The sequence below is a fragment of the Eubacteriales bacterium mix99 genome, assembly GCA_038396605.1.
Taxonomy (GTDB): domain Bacteria; phylum Bacillota; class Clostridia; order Caldicoprobacterales; family DTU083; genus UBA4874.
The window spans coordinates 1,536,524-1,554,353 of the sequence record CP121690.1 but is presented as its reverse complement, the minus strand read 5'-3'; the positions used below and the strand labels follow the sequence as shown (position 1 = coordinate 1,554,353).

The 17,830-nt window shown below is 52.2% G+C and carries 21 protein-coding genes; 6 read left to right on the top strand and 15 right to left on the bottom strand.

Features of this window, described 5'->3' with window-relative positions; translation table 11 throughout:
• Positions 1 to 41 precede the first annotated feature (41 nt).
• From QBE55_06705 to QBE55_06645, 13 genes are all read right to left on the bottom strand, one after another.
• Positions 42 to 899, bottom strand: coding sequence for an AraC family transcriptional regulator (locus tag QBE55_06705; protein ID WZL79812.1), 858 nt, complete (start codon positions 897 to 899; stop codon positions 42 to 44).
• Between the two features lie 304 nt (positions 900 to 1,203).
• Positions 1,204 to 1,959 carry a DUF4366 domain-containing protein gene (locus tag QBE55_06700; protein ID WZL79811.1) on the bottom strand — a complete coding sequence of 252 codons (756 nt, stop codon included), beginning with the start codon at positions 1,957 to 1,959 and terminating at the stop codon, positions 1,204 to 1,206.
• On the bottom strand, positions 1,946 to 2,191 hold the full coding sequence (locus QBE55_06695) for a DUF4315 family protein (protein WZL79810.1): 246 nt from the start codon (positions 2,189 to 2,191) through the stop codon (positions 1,946 to 1,948). The genes QBE55_06700 and QBE55_06695 overlap by 14 nt, the downstream gene beginning before the upstream one ends.
• A gap of 24 nt (positions 2,192 to 2,215) precedes the next feature.
• Positions 2,216 to 3,943, bottom strand: a complete 1,728-nt coding sequence (locus QBE55_06690) for an NlpC/P60 family protein (protein ID WZL79809.1) — start codon at positions 3,941 to 3,943, stop codon at positions 2,216 to 2,218.
• A gap of 34 nt (positions 3,944 to 3,977) precedes the next feature.
• Positions 3,978 to 6,356, bottom strand: coding sequence for an ATP-binding protein (locus QBE55_06685; protein WZL79883.1), 2,379 nt, complete (start codon positions 6,354 to 6,356; stop codon positions 3,978 to 3,980).
• The gene (locus QBE55_06680; GenBank protein ID WZL79808.1) at positions 6,286 to 6,741 is read right to left on the bottom strand and encodes a PrgI family protein; all 456 of its coding nucleotides are present in this window, start codon (positions 6,739 to 6,741) and stop codon (positions 6,286 to 6,288) included. Before QBE55_06680 ends, QBE55_06685 begins: the two co-directional genes overlap by 71 nt.
• The gene (locus tag QBE55_06675) at positions 6,742 to 7,149 is read right to left on the bottom strand and encodes a hypothetical protein (protein WZL79807.1); all 408 of its coding nucleotides are present in this window, start codon (positions 7,147 to 7,149) and stop codon (positions 6,742 to 6,744) included.
• Positions 7,150 to 7,165: 16 nt separating this feature from the next.
• Positions 7,166 to 8,035, bottom strand: a complete 870-nt coding sequence (locus QBE55_06670; protein ID WZL79806.1) for a CD0415/CD1112 family protein — start codon at positions 8,033 to 8,035, stop codon at positions 7,166 to 7,168.
• Positions 8,036 to 8,108: 73 nt separating this feature from the next.
• The gene (locus QBE55_06665) at positions 8,109 to 8,324 is read right to left on the bottom strand and encodes a Maff2 family protein (protein WZL79805.1); all 216 of its coding nucleotides are present in this window, start codon (positions 8,322 to 8,324) and stop codon (positions 8,109 to 8,111) included.
• Between the two features lie 41 nt (positions 8,325 to 8,365).
• Positions 8,366 to 10,156 carry a type IV secretory system conjugative DNA transfer family protein gene (locus QBE55_06660; GenBank protein WZL79804.1) on the bottom strand — a complete coding sequence of 597 codons (1,791 nt, stop codon included), beginning with the start codon at positions 10,154 to 10,156 and terminating at the stop codon, positions 8,366 to 8,368.
• Positions 10,153 to 10,644, bottom strand: a complete 492-nt coding sequence (locus QBE55_06655) for a PcfB family protein (protein ID WZL79803.1) — start codon at positions 10,642 to 10,644, stop codon at positions 10,153 to 10,155. Before QBE55_06655 ends, QBE55_06660 begins: the two co-directional genes overlap by 4 nt.
• Before the next feature lie 36 nt (positions 10,645 to 10,680).
• Positions 10,681 to 10,893, bottom strand: a complete 213-nt coding sequence (locus tag QBE55_06650) for a hypothetical protein (protein ID WZL79802.1) — start codon at positions 10,891 to 10,893, stop codon at positions 10,681 to 10,683.
• A gap of 1 nt (position 10,894) precedes the next feature.
• Positions 10,895 to 11,260 (bottom strand): hypothetical protein, encoded by a 366-nt coding sequence (locus QBE55_06645; GenBank protein ID WZL79801.1) that lies wholly within the window; start codon positions 11,258 to 11,260, stop codon positions 10,895 to 10,897.
• Positions 11,261 to 11,430: 170 nt separating this feature from the next.
• Here QBE55_06645 and QBE55_06640 point away from each other — a divergent pair, with 170 nt between their 5' ends.
• From QBE55_06640 to QBE55_06620, 5 genes are all read left to right on the top strand, one after another.
• Positions 11,431 to 11,754, top strand: coding sequence for a metalloregulator ArsR/SmtB family transcription factor (locus QBE55_06640; protein WZL79800.1), 324 nt, complete (start codon positions 11,431 to 11,433; stop codon positions 11,752 to 11,754).
• A 90-nt stretch (positions 11,755 to 11,844) separates the two neighbouring features.
• A complete protein-coding gene (locus tag QBE55_06635; GenBank protein WZL79799.1) occupies positions 11,845 to 12,858 on the top strand; it encodes a permease in 1,014 nt (337 codons plus the stop codon).
• Between the two features lie 13 nt (positions 12,859 to 12,871).
• Positions 12,872 to 13,633 (top strand): DUF2703 domain-containing protein, encoded by a 762-nt coding sequence (locus QBE55_06630; GenBank protein WZL79798.1) that lies wholly within the window; start codon positions 12,872 to 12,874, stop codon positions 13,631 to 13,633.
• Between the two features lie 35 nt (positions 13,634 to 13,668).
• Positions 13,669 to 14,013 carry a thioredoxin family protein gene (locus tag QBE55_06625; protein WZL79797.1) on the top strand — a complete coding sequence of 115 codons (345 nt, stop codon included), beginning with the start codon at positions 13,669 to 13,671 and terminating at the stop codon, positions 14,011 to 14,013.
• A 21-nt stretch (positions 14,014 to 14,034) separates the two neighbouring features.
• On the top strand, positions 14,035 to 14,430 hold the full coding sequence (locus tag QBE55_06620; protein WZL79796.1) for an arsenate reductase ArsC: 396 nt from the start codon (positions 14,035 to 14,037) through the stop codon (positions 14,428 to 14,430).
• Positions 14,431 to 14,523: 93 nt separating this feature from the next.
• Here QBE55_06620 and QBE55_06615 read toward each other — a convergent pair whose 3' ends face one another.
• Entirely contained in the window at positions 14,524 to 15,405 is an 882-nt protein-coding gene (locus QBE55_06615) for a DUF6017 domain-containing protein (GenBank protein ID WZL79795.1), read from the bottom strand.
• 270 nt (positions 15,406 to 15,675) lie between these two features.
• On the opposite strand from QBE55_06615, the gene QBE55_06610 reads away from it, so the two are divergent.
• Positions 15,676 to 15,885 carry a hypothetical protein gene (locus QBE55_06610; GenBank protein ID WZL79794.1) on the top strand — a complete coding sequence of 70 codons (210 nt, stop codon included), beginning with the start codon at positions 15,676 to 15,678 and terminating at the stop codon, positions 15,883 to 15,885.
• Between the two features lie 24 nt (positions 15,886 to 15,909).
• Here QBE55_06610 and QBE55_06605 read toward each other — a convergent pair whose 3' ends face one another.
• A complete protein-coding gene (locus QBE55_06605) occupies positions 15,910 to 17,772 on the bottom strand; it encodes a DUF5057 domain-containing protein (protein ID WZL79793.1) in 1,863 nt (620 codons plus the stop codon).
• Between the last annotated feature and the right edge of the window lie 58 nt (positions 17,773 to 17,830).

Genomic DNA, 17,830 nt, shown 5'->3' with positions numbered 1-17,830 from the left:
GAGTATATAGCTCCATAACCGGAATTACGCCGTTTGTCGGATTACTTCTTTTTGACGGGAATCCATATCTCGCTGTAATATTTCTCATCCTGAATTCCCTTGGAATACTCGGCAGGATCACTGTACATTTCGATATTGTAGCCCGCCGCAATTTCATAGTCTTTACTGTTCGGCAGCCATTCCGAGAAGATTTTTTTGTTTACATCCTGTAAAGACTGGGGCATTCCGCCTCTGCAAGCAAAAACAGCCCAAGTGTATGCGGGGATGACCTTTGTAATAAAGCCTTCCGGAATTTCTGCGGCCGGATTGTAATTGTCTGCGACCAGATACTCGAATTCATCCGATCCCATACTCTCGTCAATACTGATTCCATACATTCCGCATACGACCCGCTCTTTTCCGGGCTGATGGAGTTCCATCCAAAACTTAGGAATTTCTGTTTTCGCACCGTCATACTTGAATGTACTGGCTGCTCCCATAACCGTGAATGAATCTTTTTCGACAATCTTGTAATCCATAACATAGCCGCCTTCCAAAGTAAATTTGATTTTCAGCGGAGCAAAAGACTTAATCATTGCTCCGTCTTTTCGAACGGCAGTCGGTGTGACGCCATGAAAACGGGTAAATGCTTTGGTAAAACTGTCCGGCGAGTCGTAACCGTACTTGAGCGCAATGTCAATGATTTTTTCGTCTGTGGAAACAAGCTCGCTGCCGGCAAGAGTAAGCCTGCGTTCCCGGATATACTCTCCGACCGTAAAACCGCAAAGCATGGCAAATCCTTTTTGGAAATAGAAAGGTGATAATATTACCTGCTTTGCAATCTTTTCAACTGTCAGTTCGTCAGTGATATTGTCCTCAATATAGCTGATGGCTTTACCGATGCATTCAACCCAGCCCATGGACTCATCTCCTTGCCTGTGCTTCTATCTTATTACTTTCAAAGTGGCTGTTCCCGATTTTTTCTGTTATCTTTTGTCCACAGATTTAATATGACGTTTATAAACATCATATCATTCAGATTCATCCAAAACAAGCCGGAACATTATCACTCCGGCTTGCTAACTTTCGATGTTATGATAAGGTCGCGGTAACAGTTATGGGAATGATCAGGACGGCCTTTCGGCGGGGCGGGAAACCGTTCCTCCTGCCTGTACTGCGGCTTCTGCACCATCATCCGCTCAAAAGGGCTGTTAGTGAAAAAGGTCATTCGTCATCACGCTCCGTTTCACCGCCGGATGATTCAGAACCGTCTTTTTGCGCTGTTTCCTCGTCAGGAGCTTCCGGCTCATCATCCGACTCAGATTCCTCATCCCCGTCCTCGGTGTAGTCGTAATCGTCCGGGTCGGGCTTGTTCTTGTCCTTTTTACCCGGCTTGCGGAATTTGAAGAACCAGACCGCCGCACCGATGAGAACGGCTGCAAGTACGGCAATCGCCGCGATTCCGGCACTGCCGTTCTGCTTTTCCGGCTGAGAGGTGGGCGAAGCCGTGGATGCTGGTGCAGTAGGCGCAGAGGATGTCTCCGGGGTGGAAAGGGTCTTGGATGAAGAAGAACCGGATACGTCCTCGTTGTCGCTCTTTGCCAGCGCAAGCAGATCTTTGTCCGTAACGGCATCAAGAAAATAGACATTCTCGGCGTTTTTCTGGCGGTCGATAATCAGGTAAAAGACGTGCTTGCTCGGCGTGGTAATCGTGAAAAACTCCTTGCCGTCCTCATTGGTCACGTTGTCGATCACCGTCCCGGTGCCGTCCGGCGTCAGCGGCTTGAGAGATGTTTCAGACGATGTTGACGTTGCGGACGAGGCCGACGATGATGCGGTACTGCTCTGCGCGGTGCTGGAGCTGCTCAAAGTCGGAGAGGTAGTCCCTGTGCTGTAGGCGAGAGCGTTGACGGAAAAAGCCGCCGTGCAGGACACGGCGGCCATCAGGCAGACGAATATGCGGATTTTAGATTTCTTCATGATGTTCCTCCTGTTTCTTTTGATCGGATACGGGCCGGTTTTCGCGGGATGCTTTCATGAGCGCGGACAGTTCCTCCGCCGTCATGCCCATGCCCCGCACAAGGCCGACAATATCGAGGTTTTCCAGTTCCCGGCGCTGCTTTTTCAGTTCCTTCTGCCGGTTTTGCAGCGCAGAGATTTTCGCCGCGTTCTTGTCATACTCGGCGTCGATTTTCTTGAATTTCGGATTCACGGTTGATTCCTCCAATCTGTTTGTTTATGGATTCGGTAAACGCCCAAATGTTAGAAAATGGATTTGCCAGTAGCTTGTATTGAGGTTCGAGTAGCCGATGGGGTCGCCCGCCGCGAGCATCATGCCGTTTCCGACGTAGATGCCCACATGGGTCACGCCGTCGGTATCGTAGGTGTGTTCAAAGAAAACAAGGTCGCCGGGTTTTGCGTCGGCGGGAGAAACCGGAGTGCAGATATTGCAGAGGCCCTGCGCCCCCAGCCGTCCCACGTTCCATCCGCTGTGATTGATCACCCACGACACGTAACCCGAACAGTCGAACGAGGTTTTCGGGCTGCTGCCGCCCCAAACGTAGGGATAGCCGATGTATTTCTGTGCTTCCGTCATCATGGCGGCAAACCGCGCGTCCGTCATTTCCTCCGGGGGAATGTCGTACTCCGTGGGTTTCTTGACGGTGGAGGCGTTCGGATAGGCCGACGCGGGGAACAGATCGGGCCGATTGCCGAGCGTAGACATGTACATCGAGTACACGCCGACCTGATCCTCGTTCATGATGGAAATAGGAAGATGGGACAGATCCTCGTTGTGCTGCTTCACGTTACAAATGGTGTAGGGATAGGGAACCTGACGGGTTTCGGTGTGCGTCGTGCCGTCCGGGTCCGTTACGGTATCCGTTTCCGTGCGGTAGCGGGTTTCCGTCTCCACGGTCTGCGTCAGTTGGTATTCTTTTGAGAACAGAGTAGAAAGCATGTCCCGGACTTCATCCAGCGTCCATTCGCCGCCGTGCCACGCGGTCAGAATGGAGATCAGCACATAGAGGTCATGCCCGATTTTGTCGAGCGTATAATGATATTCGTCATAGCCGGGGTGCTGCTGCTCATAATGATCGATCTCGTCCTGAAGGTCTGCTTCCTTTTGGGCGTAAGCGGCCTCCGCGCCGAGCATGGCATCGTCCGTGGAAGGATAGGTGGACATAGTAACGCCGGACAGCGCCCCTTCCAGCAGAACTGAACTGGAGGATAGGATATTCAGGAGCAGAACCAGCACCAGAAAAACGCCTATGGCGATCAGAAAGCCGTTCCGGTGCCGCCCGACAAAAGCCGCCGCCCGCTTGCCCTGCCGTGCCGCCGTCTTTGCTGCTTTAGAAGTGTTTTGGGCAGCTTTTCCGGCTGAACCTGTAAACTGTCCGGCCCGTTTCGCGGCGGCATACTGCTTTTTGACGACCCGCTTCTGCCGCCAGTGGGCCAAAGGATTGCCGGAGGGCTGAGGATCGTCCCGTGCGGCCTTTTTCTGTAAGTAACCGAGGTTGGCGCGGTCAAGCTGTTTTTCCGCTTTGACCGATTTCCGGTATGGCTTCAACTTGTGGGAGCGGTGGGCGCTGCGAACCAAACGCCCGCCCGTTTCGGCGGTTTCCTCGCTTTTATGCGCGGCCTCCACGCCAACGTTTTCATCCTCCGACTGCCGAATTTCCCGATGAAACTGCATCAGAACGGTGTTTCCGGGCGCGTCCCGGACGGCGTGGGTGAACTTGGACGGCTTTTTCTTGTCCGCTTCCTCAAAATATAAGCGCATCTTTGTTTTACCCGTAGGCTTATCAAAGGTGCGCTGCTTACGAAGGACTTTCTTTTTCGGTATTTTTGCCTGCGCCTGATCCGCTTTTGCCGCCGCTTTCTGCTCTCTGCGGACAGATTTTTTCAATACAGGGTCGGCGCGTTCCTCCTTCGTAAATTGCAGGCGGGGCGCTCGCTTTTCCATCACAGTCACCTCCTGTCCCGCCGAACGCGGACGCTCATGTCGCCGCCACTTCCTGCGGCTTGGTGGTCATGATGCGGTACAACTCCGTGTCCTTCGGGAAATGGTCAATAAACGGCAGAATGACGTTGCCGTAAAACAGCAGCCCTTCGCCCTCGCCGGAATGGGTGACGTAGGAAAGCTGGTGGGGCGAAATGCCGAGCTGCTTGGCCAAAATCTGCCGGTCACCGGACGCCTGATTGAGCATATAGATGTAATCCGAGTTTTCAAAAATGTTTTCAATTTCCCTTGAGGAAAGAAGGTCCTTTATGTTCTGCGTAATTCCGGTCGGGATGCCGCCCCACTTGCGAAACCGCTTCCAGATTTCCACGGAATAGGCGGCGGTCTGTTCTTCTTTTAAGAGCAGATGGAACTCGTCGATATAGTATCGCGTGGATTTCCCCACGGCCCGGTTGACGGTGACGCGGTTCCAAACCTGATCCTGCACGATGAGCATCCCGATTTTTTTGAGCTGCTTGCCAAGCTCCCGGATGTCGTAGCTGACGACCCGGTTTCTCACATTCACGGTCGTGCGGTGGTTGAACACGTTGAGGGAGCCGGTGACGTAGATTTCCAGCGCCGTGGCGACGTACTGTGCTTCCTTTTCGTCCTGCCGCCGCAGCTCGTTATACAAATCTTCCAGAATCGGCATGTTCTCCGGGCGCGGGTCGTTCAGGTAATCCCGGTACACCAGCCTGACGCAGCGGTCGATGACCGTTTTTTCTACCGGCTGCAAACCCTCCTTGCCGCCGACGATCAGTTCGCAGAGCGACAGGATGAAGTCCGATTTCAAAGATAACGGGTTTTCTTCCTCGGAGTAGTTGAGGTTGATATCCATCGGATTGATGTGATCGGTGGACGCGGGCGATATTTTGATGATCTGCCCGTGCAGACGTTCGATCAGCGGGCCGTATTCAGCCTCCGGGTCACAGACGATGATGTCGTCGGCAGTCACAAGAAACACGTTGACGATTTCGCGCTTGGCGGCAAAGGATTTGCCAGCGCCCGGTGTGCCGAGAATCAAGCCGTTCGGGTTTTTCAGCAGTTTCCGATCCACCATGATGAGGTTGTTGGACAGGGCGTTCAGCCCGCAGTACAGCGCCTCGCGCCCGGTCTGGAACAACTCCTGCGTGGTAAAGGGAATAAAAATAGCGGTGCTTGATGTGGTCAGGCCCCGCTGAATTTCCACCTGATTCAAGCCGAGCGGCAGGCTGCTCATCAGCCCTTCCTCCTGACGGAAATCGAGCCGAGTCAGCGCGCAGTTGTATTTCTGTGCGAGGGAGCTTGCCTGAAACACGTTGTTGTCCAGCCGCTGCCTGTTCTCGGCCACGTTGAGAACGAGAAAGGTCACGAGGAACATGCGCTCGTTGCGGCTCTGTAAATCCTGCAACAGCTTTTTTGCTTCCTCTCCGTAGGTGGCAAGGTCAGAGGGGATGATGTCCATGTCGTAACCGGAACGAATGGCCTTTTTCTGCTCCTGAATCTTCATGGAATCGAGGTCCGTGATTTTCCGTTTCACCGTCTTGATGGCGCTCACCTGGTCGATGGACTGGATGTGCATGGTGACGATGAGGCTGGATTCCATGTCGAGGAAATCGGCTAGCATCCGGTCGTTCAGCTCCGGAGCGAGAATTTGCAGGAACGATACCGCACCAACCTGACGCCCCATGCCGAACATATTTCCGCTTTTAAACTCAAACGAGCTGGGGGCAATGAAATCCTTGACGGAAAGGCCGGAAGGGGCCAGCCAGTCCCACGAAAAGCGAAATGGCTCCGGCGCGTCCATGCGGAAGATGTCGTGCAGGAGCCGCAGACGGTCGGCACCGTTCAGAGATGCGGCTGTCACGCCGAGGTGTTTAAAATTGTTCAGAATGTCGATCTCGATGCGTTCCAGACGGGGCTTGGCCGCTTTCAGGCTGTCCGCTTCGATGCCGAAAGTCAGGTACTTGGTTTTGATGAGGCCGTTGTTGCCTTTGGCAAGCTGGTTCCGGAGCATATCCGTGTACTCCGAGCGCAGGCTGTCGAAATCGTCGCCCTGCGGCGGGATGGTGACGCTTTTCGCAAAGCTGTCCCGCGTTGCGGAGAGATTCAGAAATGAAAGCTGAAATTTAATGGAGCTGTCGAAATAGTTGAGAAAATCGCACCAGCCATCAAAAATGGCGGTTTTGTCCTCGTTCTGATTGAGCTGATAGTTGATGTCCTGAAACTGAACGGTTTTTGTGTAATAGCTGTCGGTCACGCGGCAGATTCCGTCCGGGAACATGCGCTGAAACGGGATGCTGTCCTGCGCCGACTGCTTTTTCTTATCAGTCTGCCGTGCCCTTGCGACGGCAGCTTCGATCTGACGCCTCTCGGCGCGAGACAATGACCGATTCATGGTCGGTTTTTGCTTTTTTACCGACAATCCGATGCACCTCCTTGTCGAGTTTACTTTGCCGCGCGAGCACGGCGTAAAAATTGTTGGTCTGATAGGGCCTCTGTTTTGGCCGGAGAAACAGCACACGGGCAATGTTGCGGACGATTTTTTCCATCGGCAGGCCGTTTTTCTCATAGACGGCCATCAGGAAAAACGGCAGCATGACGAGCACCATGCAAAAGGAAGCTGCTCCGGTGCTGAAACCCGCAGGCCCTTTGAGCAAAAAGAAAAGCGGTACGCCAACAAGCGCGCCGCCGCTGAAACAGACAAGCTGCCGTTTTGTTAAATTGAACAGAACCTTCGTTTTCACGGCGGTCAGGTCCTTGGGGACGGGAACGTAGGCCATTTATCGCGCCTCCTGTTCTTTTGTCGGGCGCGCGGTTTTCCCGGCAGTCTCGGCGGTATGATGAAGTTGTTCCAGAACGGACGGCTTTTCCTTCCGTTCGTAATCCCGGAGCGCGTCCTGTTTGTCAAACACCTCGTCGAGCGCGAAGCTGAAATTGCTCAGGTCTTCCGTGCGTTCCAGCCACTTGTCCGCGACGACCTGTAAAGGGTTTTCAAACAGGAGAAGATAGTCGATTTTCTCCTGTTCAAAGCCGTGACTTTCGGTCAGATAGTAATGGGCATCCTTAATCGCGGTGATCTCACGGGAGCCGTCGATCAGCTTTGCCTTATCGCTGGCTTCCCACGTTTTCCGAAAATCCTCAAGGTTGGCGTCCAGCCGGTCAAAAAGCTCCTGTAATTTGTCCTGCATTGAAATATCACCTCCGTCAATGCACGTTAAAAATTGATTTTGCAAGGCTTCCGGTCTTAAAGAGCGTAAAGCACAGCAGCACCGTGTAGCCCATACAAGTCCAGATCGCCTTGCTGATATCCGTGCTCACGCTGATGCTTTTTACCAGAACGGCGTAAATCGCGACACAGACGATGATGAGAAAGCCCTGAAATCCCAGCGCTAACAGGGAACGCAAATAGTTCTGACCCATGCCGCCCGATTCCCGGTTCAGCATCGTCGCCATCGGGATCGGCGCGATGGAAGTGGCCAAATAGATCTCGATCATCCTCCCGTACACGATGATGAAAATGCAGATTGTGAGCGCCCACATGGTAAAGCCCACGAAAATGCTCTGGAACCACAGTCCGAACAGGGGGCCGAGGTCCATTGCCATGAGCCGCGTCTGAAGGTTTGCCGTGACGGAGCTGATGTCGATGGACGTGTCGGAAACGATGATCCCCGCCGCGCTGTTGACCACGCTTTGCGCCACGTCGAATATGCCCATGACGATGTTCCATGTGTTGGTCACGATGAGGATGGCACAGGCCGTTTTGAAAATCCAACGGAAGAAAACGGCTGTTTCGATGTCGTGAAAATTATTTTTGTCGGTGATGATCTGAATCAGTTCCAGCGTCATGACGAACGCGAGGATCAGGCCCGCGATGGGCATCATGACGTTTTCGGACAGGGTCCGGATCATGTTGTAAATGCCGGTGTTCCATGCCTGCGGCGTCGTTCCCACCTGAGAGGCGATCTGCCCGACCTGGCTGTTCACGTTGTCGAACATGCCCGACAGGTTGTTCATGATGCCGCCGACGAGTATTTCTTTCAGCCATTCGGTAATCTGCTGCTTGATGAAATCCAAGCGGCATCACCTCCTTTTCCGCGCCCTCTCGCTTCCGACGGAAGGGTGCGGAGAATTTCTTTTACGCGGATTATCAGCCGAAAAGGTTGGAGAGCAGCGGAACCAGCGTAATGCCGATCAGGGCTACGCCGCCGCCCGCCATGAGCTGTTTAATGCCTTGCGATTTTGCTCCCGGATTGTCGTTGCCGTAACCTTCCAGAAGATTGATCGCGCCCCAAATGGCAAGGCCCGCGCCGAGGGCGATCACGAGGGTCTGAAGAACGCCGATTGCGGAATGAAAGAAACTCATAATATTACCTCCAATTCTGATTTTGAAAATGAAAAAAACCGCTATTCTGCGGCTTTGGGGTCCCCGGAGAGGTCAACGGAATACGTGTTGAACACATCGTCCGGCTTCGGTTTCAATTTGGTGGACAGGAACTTCTCAATATGGAAAGCGTTGCGGGGATCATAGTCGGACAGGTATTTGTAGTTCGGATGCTTTGTGATATCGTACTTGTCCGAAAGGAAAGGCCGAACGCCGCGAAGCTGGAGGATGCACTTGCCTCCGTCAAGGACAGACAACTCATCGACCGAAGCTAAATCCTTCCCCAATTTTTGATAATTAAGGCTGTGGGAAACCTCACGGCCACGGCTTTCGCCGGTGTTGTAGGTATCGATCGTCTCTTTCCCAAGAGATTCGGTCAGTTCCTTCAAAGTTGTGCGTTCCTTGCCGCCGAGGAAAATGGCGCTGTCGCAGTTGCCAATGATCGTGTCGGCGTTGTCTTTGTACAGGGCCTTGAGCTGGCTCTGCGCCTGCAAAACAAGGCAAGCCGAGATTTCGCGGCTGCGGATGGTGGCAATCAGCTTTTCAAATTTGGGGATCTGCCCGATGTTGGCAAACTCGTCAAGCAAACACCTGACATGGACAGGCAAGCGCCCGCCGTACACGTCGTCGGCCTTTTCGCACAGCAGGTTGAAAAGCTGCGTATAGGCCATCGAAACCAAAAAATTAAAGGTGTCATCATTATCGGAAATAATGATGAACAGGGCGGTCTTACGGTCGCCCAGCGTGTCCAGCTCCAACTCGTCGTAGGCCGTCAGGTCACGAAGCTCCTGAATGTCGAACGGGGCCATTCTTGCGCCGCAGGAAATAAGAATCGACTTCGCTGTTTTGCCCGCCGCTAGCTTATATTTTTTATACTGCCGGACAGCGAAGTGATTTGGCTTTTCCTTTTCCAGAGCCTCGAACATGAGATCCACGGGATTTTTGAATTCCTCATCATCCTCTCGAACTTCTGAGGCGTTGATGAATTCGATCAGCGTTGCGAAATTTTGTTCCTCGACTGGGGCCTCATAATGGATGTAGCCGATGAGCGCCGTATAAAGGAGCGTTTCGGCCTTCACCCAGAAATCGTCTCCTTCCTTGCCCTCACCCTTGGTGTTGGTGATGAGCGCCGTGACCAGTTTCAAGATGTCTTTTTCCGAATGAATGTACGCGAAGGGATTGTAGTGCATCGACTTTTTGAAGTTGATGGTGTTGAGAATTTTGATGCGGTAGCCCCTGCGCCGCAGGAGATTCCCGCACTCCACGACGATGCTGCCCTTCGGGTCCGTGACCACGAAGCTCGTCGGATAATCCTTGGAATCGCATTGCATCAGGTTCGGCTTGATGAAAAATCGCGTCTTGCCGGAACCGGAGCCGCCGACGACCAGCACGTTTTTGTTCCGGGACGTCTTGGAGTCCTTTGGTCGGCTGTTCATCGTGAGCCGTTCCGTCTGCGTGAGAATGACGTTGTTTTCAAACACCGGGTCGATGTATGGCTTGATGTCCTCGGCTTTTCCCCAGCGGGCGGAACCGTACTCCACATTTCTGCGGAACTTTTTGGCGTTCCGGCCCTTAACATAAACCGCCAGCCGGAGGGTGGCGGCGAGAAGAACGCCCACGCCAAGGTCGGCCGGATAAAAGCTCGGTAGCGGCGAGGCAAAGGCGGCGGTGAGGCTGTCCATTATGTTCAGGAGCTTATGGGAAGCGTCCGCGCCTGTGGCCAGCCGCCACGCCTGCCCGAACTTGGTGGCGAACAGCGCGACGAACAGATACGGCAGATTCATCAGGAGCAGCTTTCTTGTTTTCTCGCTCATCGCGCTCGCTCCTGTTCCTTATGCTTCACCCGGTCAACGGTATTCGCTTTGACCAGATCCCTGAACTGACGGAGCCGCGTGAGGACGGAGGGCCTTTTTGTCCGGTTCACCGTTTTCGCCGTGAACTCGGTGAAAGCGGCGGTAAGAGCGTCCGCGTCCCGTGCCTTGAAAAAGACAAGATATTTGGGCGGCGACACGCTTCGGTCCTTTTTGACGGCGTAATCCACGCCGTATTTCCGTGCCACGCGATCAAAGGAGCGGACGTTGCTGTCGGTGATTTCGATGTTCGACACGCCAGCGTTCTGCCCGACAAGCTGTTTCACCGTCTGCCTGCCGTGGGGAACCACGGGACCGGCGCGGGTCTTGGCGCTTTTCTTCTCCTTCCGGTGGGCCAGATACTTGGCAATCGCCGTTTTGAGCACTCGGCCCGTGAGCTTCGCGCCGCTGATGATGAGCGTCACGGAGCGGTTTTCGATTTCTTCCTGCAAGCAAAGCACCTCCTGTCATGTGAAAACCGCCTTTCATCATCGTTCATCGTGGGAAGGCGGCTTTTTCTTTGCCGGAGCCGGTTTCCGGTCATTTTTCCGTTCCTCGCTCTTTTTCAAAAAAAGGGTGAGGATGGTTTCCTTGCTGTCCATATACATTTCCTCGGTTTTCTGCTGCGCCTGCTGGAGCTTTGAAATGGCGTCGGTCACGTCGTTGAACAGCGAGTGATACATTTTCTGATAATCCGGCACGTTATCTCCGCTCCTTTTCTGCGTCTTTTTCCCGGCCCTGTCCCTTAACGGTGAGAATGCCGTCGAGCGTGGTGGCCGTGATATGCAGCCGTTCCGCCGTGGCGATGTCGTTTTTTACGGTTTCGTCCACGTTTCTGCCGCAGACCACCAGCACATGGGCGCGGCGCAAGAAGTTGCAGGCAATGTCCACGCCGTCCTTGTGCTCCTGCGGGATGGCGTCGTTGAGGAAAAGCGGCAGAAACAGAACCGGGCAGACGGGCGAAAAGCCCGCGTCGTAAATTTTGCGGCAGTACCGCGCCGCGTCCTCGGTGTTCTCGATTTCGTTTCCGCCCCACGGGGCGGTGATGTATGCGAGGGGTCGTTTCATGGAAAAATTACTCCTTTCCGATTTTTGTCGGGGATAACAGCCCGCGCGAGACGTTTACCGTCCGGGCGGGCCGTAAACTGAATAATGATATTACGTATTTCATATTGACAAAACTTGATTTGACACATATACTAATAACATATCAAATAATTTTGATGTGAGGCGATAACTTGGCAACCGCTTATGAGAAACACGCAAAAGTGTTCAAAGCATTGTGCGATGAAAAACGTTTAAGGATACTTGAGCTTCTTCGCGGCGGGGAAAAATGCGCCTGCGTTTTGTTGGAACAATTGGACTTGGGGCAGTCGGGGCTTTCCTATCACATGAAGATTCTGGTTGAATCGGGTATTGTGGAGAGCCGTCAGGAAGGCAAATGGACGCATTACAAAATCAGTGAAAAGGGCAGCGCTTATGCTGGTACTCTACTGAAAGAATTGACAACGCCCAACGCAGTAGCCAAAGAGAATATTGGCTGCATTTGCTGCAAATACTAAAAGCTATCCGGGCGATGGCTTTTTTAGAGCAGAATACATCAAAATATTTTGATGTGATTGTCCTTTTATCGAAAGTGAGGTTTTTATCCAGTGCAAATACTAAAAGCAATTTGGGATTTCTTCCAGTATCAGATCCTTGCCATGAAGTGGCTGGATGGGCTGATTGGAAGAGGCCTATCCGCTATTGGACTTGATACGTCGGCACGGCTGGGCGGGAGCATTGAATTTTTCTTGTACGACGTAATTAAGATTACGATACTTCTGTGTTTCCTGATTTTTCTCATCAGCTATATTCAAAGTTACTTCCCACCGGAGCGCAGTAAACGGATTCTCGGTCGTTTCCACGGTGTCTGGGCGAACTGCATTTCGGCGCTCCTTGGGACGGTGACGCCGTTCTGCTCTTGTTCCTCTATACCACTGTTCATCGGGTTTACATCAGCTGGGCTTCCGGTTGGTGTGACGTTCTCGTTCCTGATTTCTTCCCCGATGGTGGATCTCGGATCGCTGCTTCTGTTGATGAGCATTTTCGGTGCAAAAGTAGCAATTATTTATGTTATTGTTGGGCTGATTGTCGCGGTTGTCGGAGGCACGATTATTGAGAAGCTGCATATGGAACGGTATGTTGAAAGCTTTATCCTGTCAGCGGGCAGCGTGGACATTGAATCGCCGGACCTGACAAAAAAAGACCGACTGATTTATGCCAAGGAGCAAATGCTGTCTACATTCAAAAAAGTGTTTCCCTATATTTTAGTTGGTGTCGGCATCGGCGCGGTCATTCACAACTGGATTCCGGCAGAATGGGTGTCGCTTGTGCTGGGAAGCAAAAATCCCTTTGGCGTCGTTTTGGCAACCCTGATCGGTGTTCCGATGTACGCAGATATCTTTGGCACAATTCCAATTGCGGAGGCACTGTTATACAAAGGGGCGCAGCTTGGCACAATCCTCTCATTCATGATGGCCGTTACCACGCTGTCCCTGCCGTCCATAATCATGCTGCGCAAAGCAGTGAAGCCAAAGCTGCTGGCGCTGTTCATTGCAATTTGTACGGTCGGCATTATTATGGTAGGCTACTTCTTTAACGCGATTCAGGGATTTATCATATAGGGAGGAAAGTGTTATGGCAAAGACATGGTATCCTGTTATTGACTATCTGACCTGCGCAGAGTGCGGCACTTGTGCTGCAAAGTGTTCCCACGGTGTCTATGATCCCTCAAAGGCTCCGTCACCCGTAGTAAAAAATCCGGAGGCCTGCATTGACCATTGCCACGGCTGCGGAAATTGCTGTCCGGTCGGCGCGATTACCTATGTTGGTGACGATACCGGTTGGACACCGCCGAACGGCGCACAGGAATCCAAAGAAGCCTGCTGTTCCTGCGGATGCGAAACATCTTCTGAAAAGAAAATTGTCGTTGAGTATCTCTATCTTGATTTGCAGACCTGTAACCGCTGCATCGGAACGGACGCTGTGCTTGATGAAGTAATGGAGACGCTTACCCCCGCGCTGCGGCTTGCCGGTTTTGATATCGAGTATAACAAGATCGAGATGAAGACGGCGGAGTTTGCCGAACGGTTTAGGTTTCTTTCCTCTCCGACGATCCGTGTAAACGGTCAGGATATTTGCGGGTTCGTAAAAGAAAACAGTTGCGGATGCTGCAGCGAAATCAGCGGAACTGATGTTGACTGCCGAATATTTGAATACAATGGGGAAAGTTATGAAGTGCCTCCCAAAGAGATGCTTGCCGAGGCAATTCTGAAAACCATATTCGGAACAACAGGTGATTGTACCTGCGGCGACTATAAACTGCCGGACAATCTGAAAACTTTTTACGAGGGGAAAGCCAGTAAATCAGCATGCTCCTGCGGGAGTAATTGCTGCTAACCAATAACATCAACTGATAAAGGAGCGTAATGAATATGTCACTGTTCAGAAAGAAAGAAGAAGAAACAACCTCCTGCTGCTGCGGAGGAAACTGCAATGCGGGAAGCATGGCAAAGGCTGAAAGCGCTAAAACCGAGGGCGCAAGTGTGAAAGTGCTTGGAAGCGGATGCGCAAAATGCAACCAGCTAGAAGCGGCTGCTAAAGCAGCGCTGGAGCAACTCGGCATGAATACGACGATTGACCATGTGACCGATTTCTCACAAATTGCTGCCTATGGTGTCATGTCAACGCCCGCCCTTGTGATCGACGGGAAGGTAGTTTCTTACGGCAAGGTTTTAAAGGCCGAAGAAGTTGTGAAGATACTGCAAAAAGTCAGATAAATTTTATAAGGACGGTTTTCAATGAGTAAACCAAAGGTAGCCTTTATCTGCGTCCATAACTCTTGTCGAAGTCAAATCGCCGAGGCACTGGGAAAACACCTCGCCGCCGATATCTTTGAAAGCTATTCCGCTGGCACGGAACTGAAAGGCCGCATAAACCCCGATGCAGTTCGCCTTATGAAGCAACTCTATGGAATCAATATGGAACAAAGTCAGCGTCCGAAGCTGCTTGAGGCACTCCCTCCCGTGGATGTGGTTGTTACAATGGGCTGCAATGTGGAATGTCCATATCTGCCGTGTAATCACCGTGAGGATTGGGGACTGCCTGACCCAACGGGGAAAAGTGACGCAGAGTTCATTTCCGTAATGCATACCATTGAGGGTAAAATTACAGACTTAGCAAAATCATTGAAATAGAGACTTAGCATGTCTGCCGGCAGTTTAATGAAGAACTGTCGGCCTTTGATTTTACACTGCAAATCTTGGTGACATTGCTCCTTCCTGAATTGACTAATGTCCGGGCGGGCCGCTTCCGTACATGTCGTGATTGACCAGCGCCGAGTAGTAGCTGCTGATGGTGGTCGGAGCCTGATACAGCGCGGTCAGAATGTAACTTCGGATATTGCGGATATCAGTGGTGTTCTTGTCTAAACAGTCCAGCACGTATTCGATATGGCTGTCGTCGAGCTTCAAAAGCCTGCTTTTTACCGTTTCGGCGGGCATATTCTCACCGGCGATCCGGATTTCCTTTTTTCGGCTGCACACGGTGTCGAGCAGGATGCCCACGATTTCGTCCAGCCTTTCCTGGTCGCATTTCTGCCGCATGACGTCGTAGGAAATATTCTCTTTGATGATTTCGCGGTAGGCATCCGCCGCATCCATCGAATCAGCCGGTGCATCGGCTTCCGGCTTTCGGTCTGCCGGATTGGATGGATACGTATTTACTCCATACGTATTTGATTTTTTAGGGATATTAGTTCCCTTAGTATTTAATTGCGCGGGGTTTTCCGTATCCGGTTTTTCCATATCCGGGTTATCCAGATACGGCTTTTCCGTATCTGGTGAATCCGTATCCGGCAAAGGCGTATCCGGTGGCTTGCGCGGCTGCTCATAGATGGTGTACTCGGTATCCGTGATGCGTCCGTCTTTACCGCGAAGCTGTCGGCGCTCCATATAGCCCGCGCTTTCCAGCTCCTTGAGCGCTTTTCCGATGGCGTCCACTCCCTCGCGGCAGATAGAGGCAAGGCCCCTTGTGGTGTAATCCCAATCGTCCGGAAGGGAGAGCATCATGGACAGCAACCCTTTTGCTTTCAGGGTCAAGGCCCTGTTTTTCAGATGATGATTGCTCATAACCGTGTAATCCCGCGTCCGTTCCACACGAAAAACCGCCATTTGTATCACTCCCTTCTGTACGGACAATTCAGTTCGAAATCGTGAAGCTGAGAGCCAACTCTCGAAATTTGGTCAGATCTGAATTGTTAGGCATATTTATCTTCCCTTTCGCAGAAATAGGAGGCAAGGCCATCCTTTTGGTTCGGCATTACCTCTCTTAGTAGATCTACATATAGAAATTTGAAATCAAAAGTATCAATTGTTAAAATTTGATTTTTACATATTTGCGACCCTCTTTGAAAACAATAGGTCTCGAAGGACGTGTTCATTATGAAAAGATTAATAGCACTTTTGCTTATGATAGGTGTTCCTATCGTTTTCTCCGCATTTGCAGCCCAAAACGATCATACCGGTAATGCTTTTCACCCATCATCAATTAGTTCTAAAACGAATTCTGACGGCTATGCCAATGCATTCAAAGTAATTTATGGTCGCATTGATGACTATAACGCCAGATCACAACATGCTTCTGATTTATAAGAGATTTGGAGCTACCTCTACCACCTAATTGCCAATCTGAAAATTTAGGATCAGCTCATGGGAAACGGTTCGCGCGTTCGCCCAGGCTAAACCGAATTTAGCGGTAAGCGCCAGATTCCCCGATGCTCCATTTGCGCCGAGTGTTCCCAACGACACTTCCGACGCGAGGTCGTCCCTATAAATGGGAGTGTCCCGGTCAACCTTCGTCCAGCCGGAACCGGCTGTTTTGCCGATCCCCACGCCGAGTGCGATTCCGCTTCCGGTTTGCGCCGTCGTCAGACTGTTCCAGTCCGAATAGGACGTGGGGACGGCGTCGCTGATTTTCGATGTCGCTTTCAGCCCCGCGATGGAAACCCGGACGGGAAAGGTGGAATGGTTGGTAATCGGAATGTCCGGCGCGGTGAACGGCGTACTGCTGTTCGGATCAATGGCGTAGCTGATGCTGACCGGGTGTGTAACGGACACCAGTTCGTCCACGGGATAATGGGTAACGGATGAAACATTTCCGGCATTGTCCACGGCGGCGATATGGATGTAAAAGCTGCTGCCGGACGGGCGGGAAAAAGTGTAGCTGTCCGAGGTGGTCGTAATGTTTCCATCCGGGGTGGTATCCGTTTTATCGTCCACCACGATGGAGTAGCCTTTCATCCCAGTTCCCAAAGAAGTGGAAATGACCGGGGAATCATATTTCGCGCCGTCGTTCTGTCCGGTAGCCTGCACATAATACTGATAGCCTGTGGCGTTGTCTTGAGAAGAATAATTGACGGTATACTGCGTCCGGTCGGAATTGTGCGTGACGCTTGAAATGACCGGTTTGTCCGGAACGTCCAAATCCTGCCCCTTGTGGTCGTTCCAGCTTGTGTCGGTCGTAATCTGAGCAAGATAAAACAGGGTGTTTGCCGTAACGCGCTGTTCGTCCGGCGTGGCTTCCCCATTGGAATGGCCGGTCTGAATCATGGCACAGTTCGACCAGCTTGTCAGATAAAAGGTGTTGGTGCCCTGTCCGCCGGAGCCGGTTGCCTTCGCGCTGCCGCTATAGGTGTAGGGTGGCTGATACGTCATCCACACGTCCCCGAAAGCAAGCTGATTGGAATGGGACATCGGAACATTCAGAACCGTGCCCATGTCCCCGATTTTCCACGGGTAGTTGGTGAGCAGGCCCTTTTTGGAAACCTTGATCTGTGTGCCACCGAGTATCGTGTATTTTGGGATGGTCTGAATATTGCAGTAGTGGGCAAGCTTGAAAAAATTCGGCATGGAAATTCGATCGTTATCTACCATCGTGTCATGCCCGAACAGGACGCCGCGCCCGGTCTTGATAAAGGCGTCGGTTTTACTCTCTGCCGCAGCGGATAAATCCTGACTTGCGAAAGCGTCCCACGCGCCGAAATACAGCACGTCGTATTTATAGGTGCCGTCCGCATTTTTCAGGTAAGCGTCCGGGTTCGCGTTGAAATCGGAAATCGATACGGTATCCACGGAGATAAGGCCCTTGCCGTAGCCCTTGGAATCGTACTCATTCGGCGTTTCCATCCACATTTTCAGGGAAGCCGACTTCGGCAGGGTGTAGCTCTTGCCCTGCCACGTCGTAAAAGAAACGGTCGGCGCAACAATGGGATAGATGTTCAGCACCTTCGCGCGGTCTTTGGCGGGGATGCTCTGAAAGGTTGATTCATGCGCGGATTTGGAATAGAGCATATAGCTGTACGGCTGGCTTTTGTCGCCGTTCGTCCAGTTCAGCGCCACATAATTCCCGGACGGGTTCGGCGTCGCGGTCAGTGTCAAAACCGACGCGGCGGAGGCCGTGACGCTGGAAGAAAAACCGGACAAAAGAAAACCGGCGGCAAGCAAAGGCACGAGAAACAGCCGCCTGAATGATTGCCTCAAATAGAAGCCTCCTTTCGGCGTGGAAGGTTGGCCGGGAAAATCCCGGCCAATTCCCGCG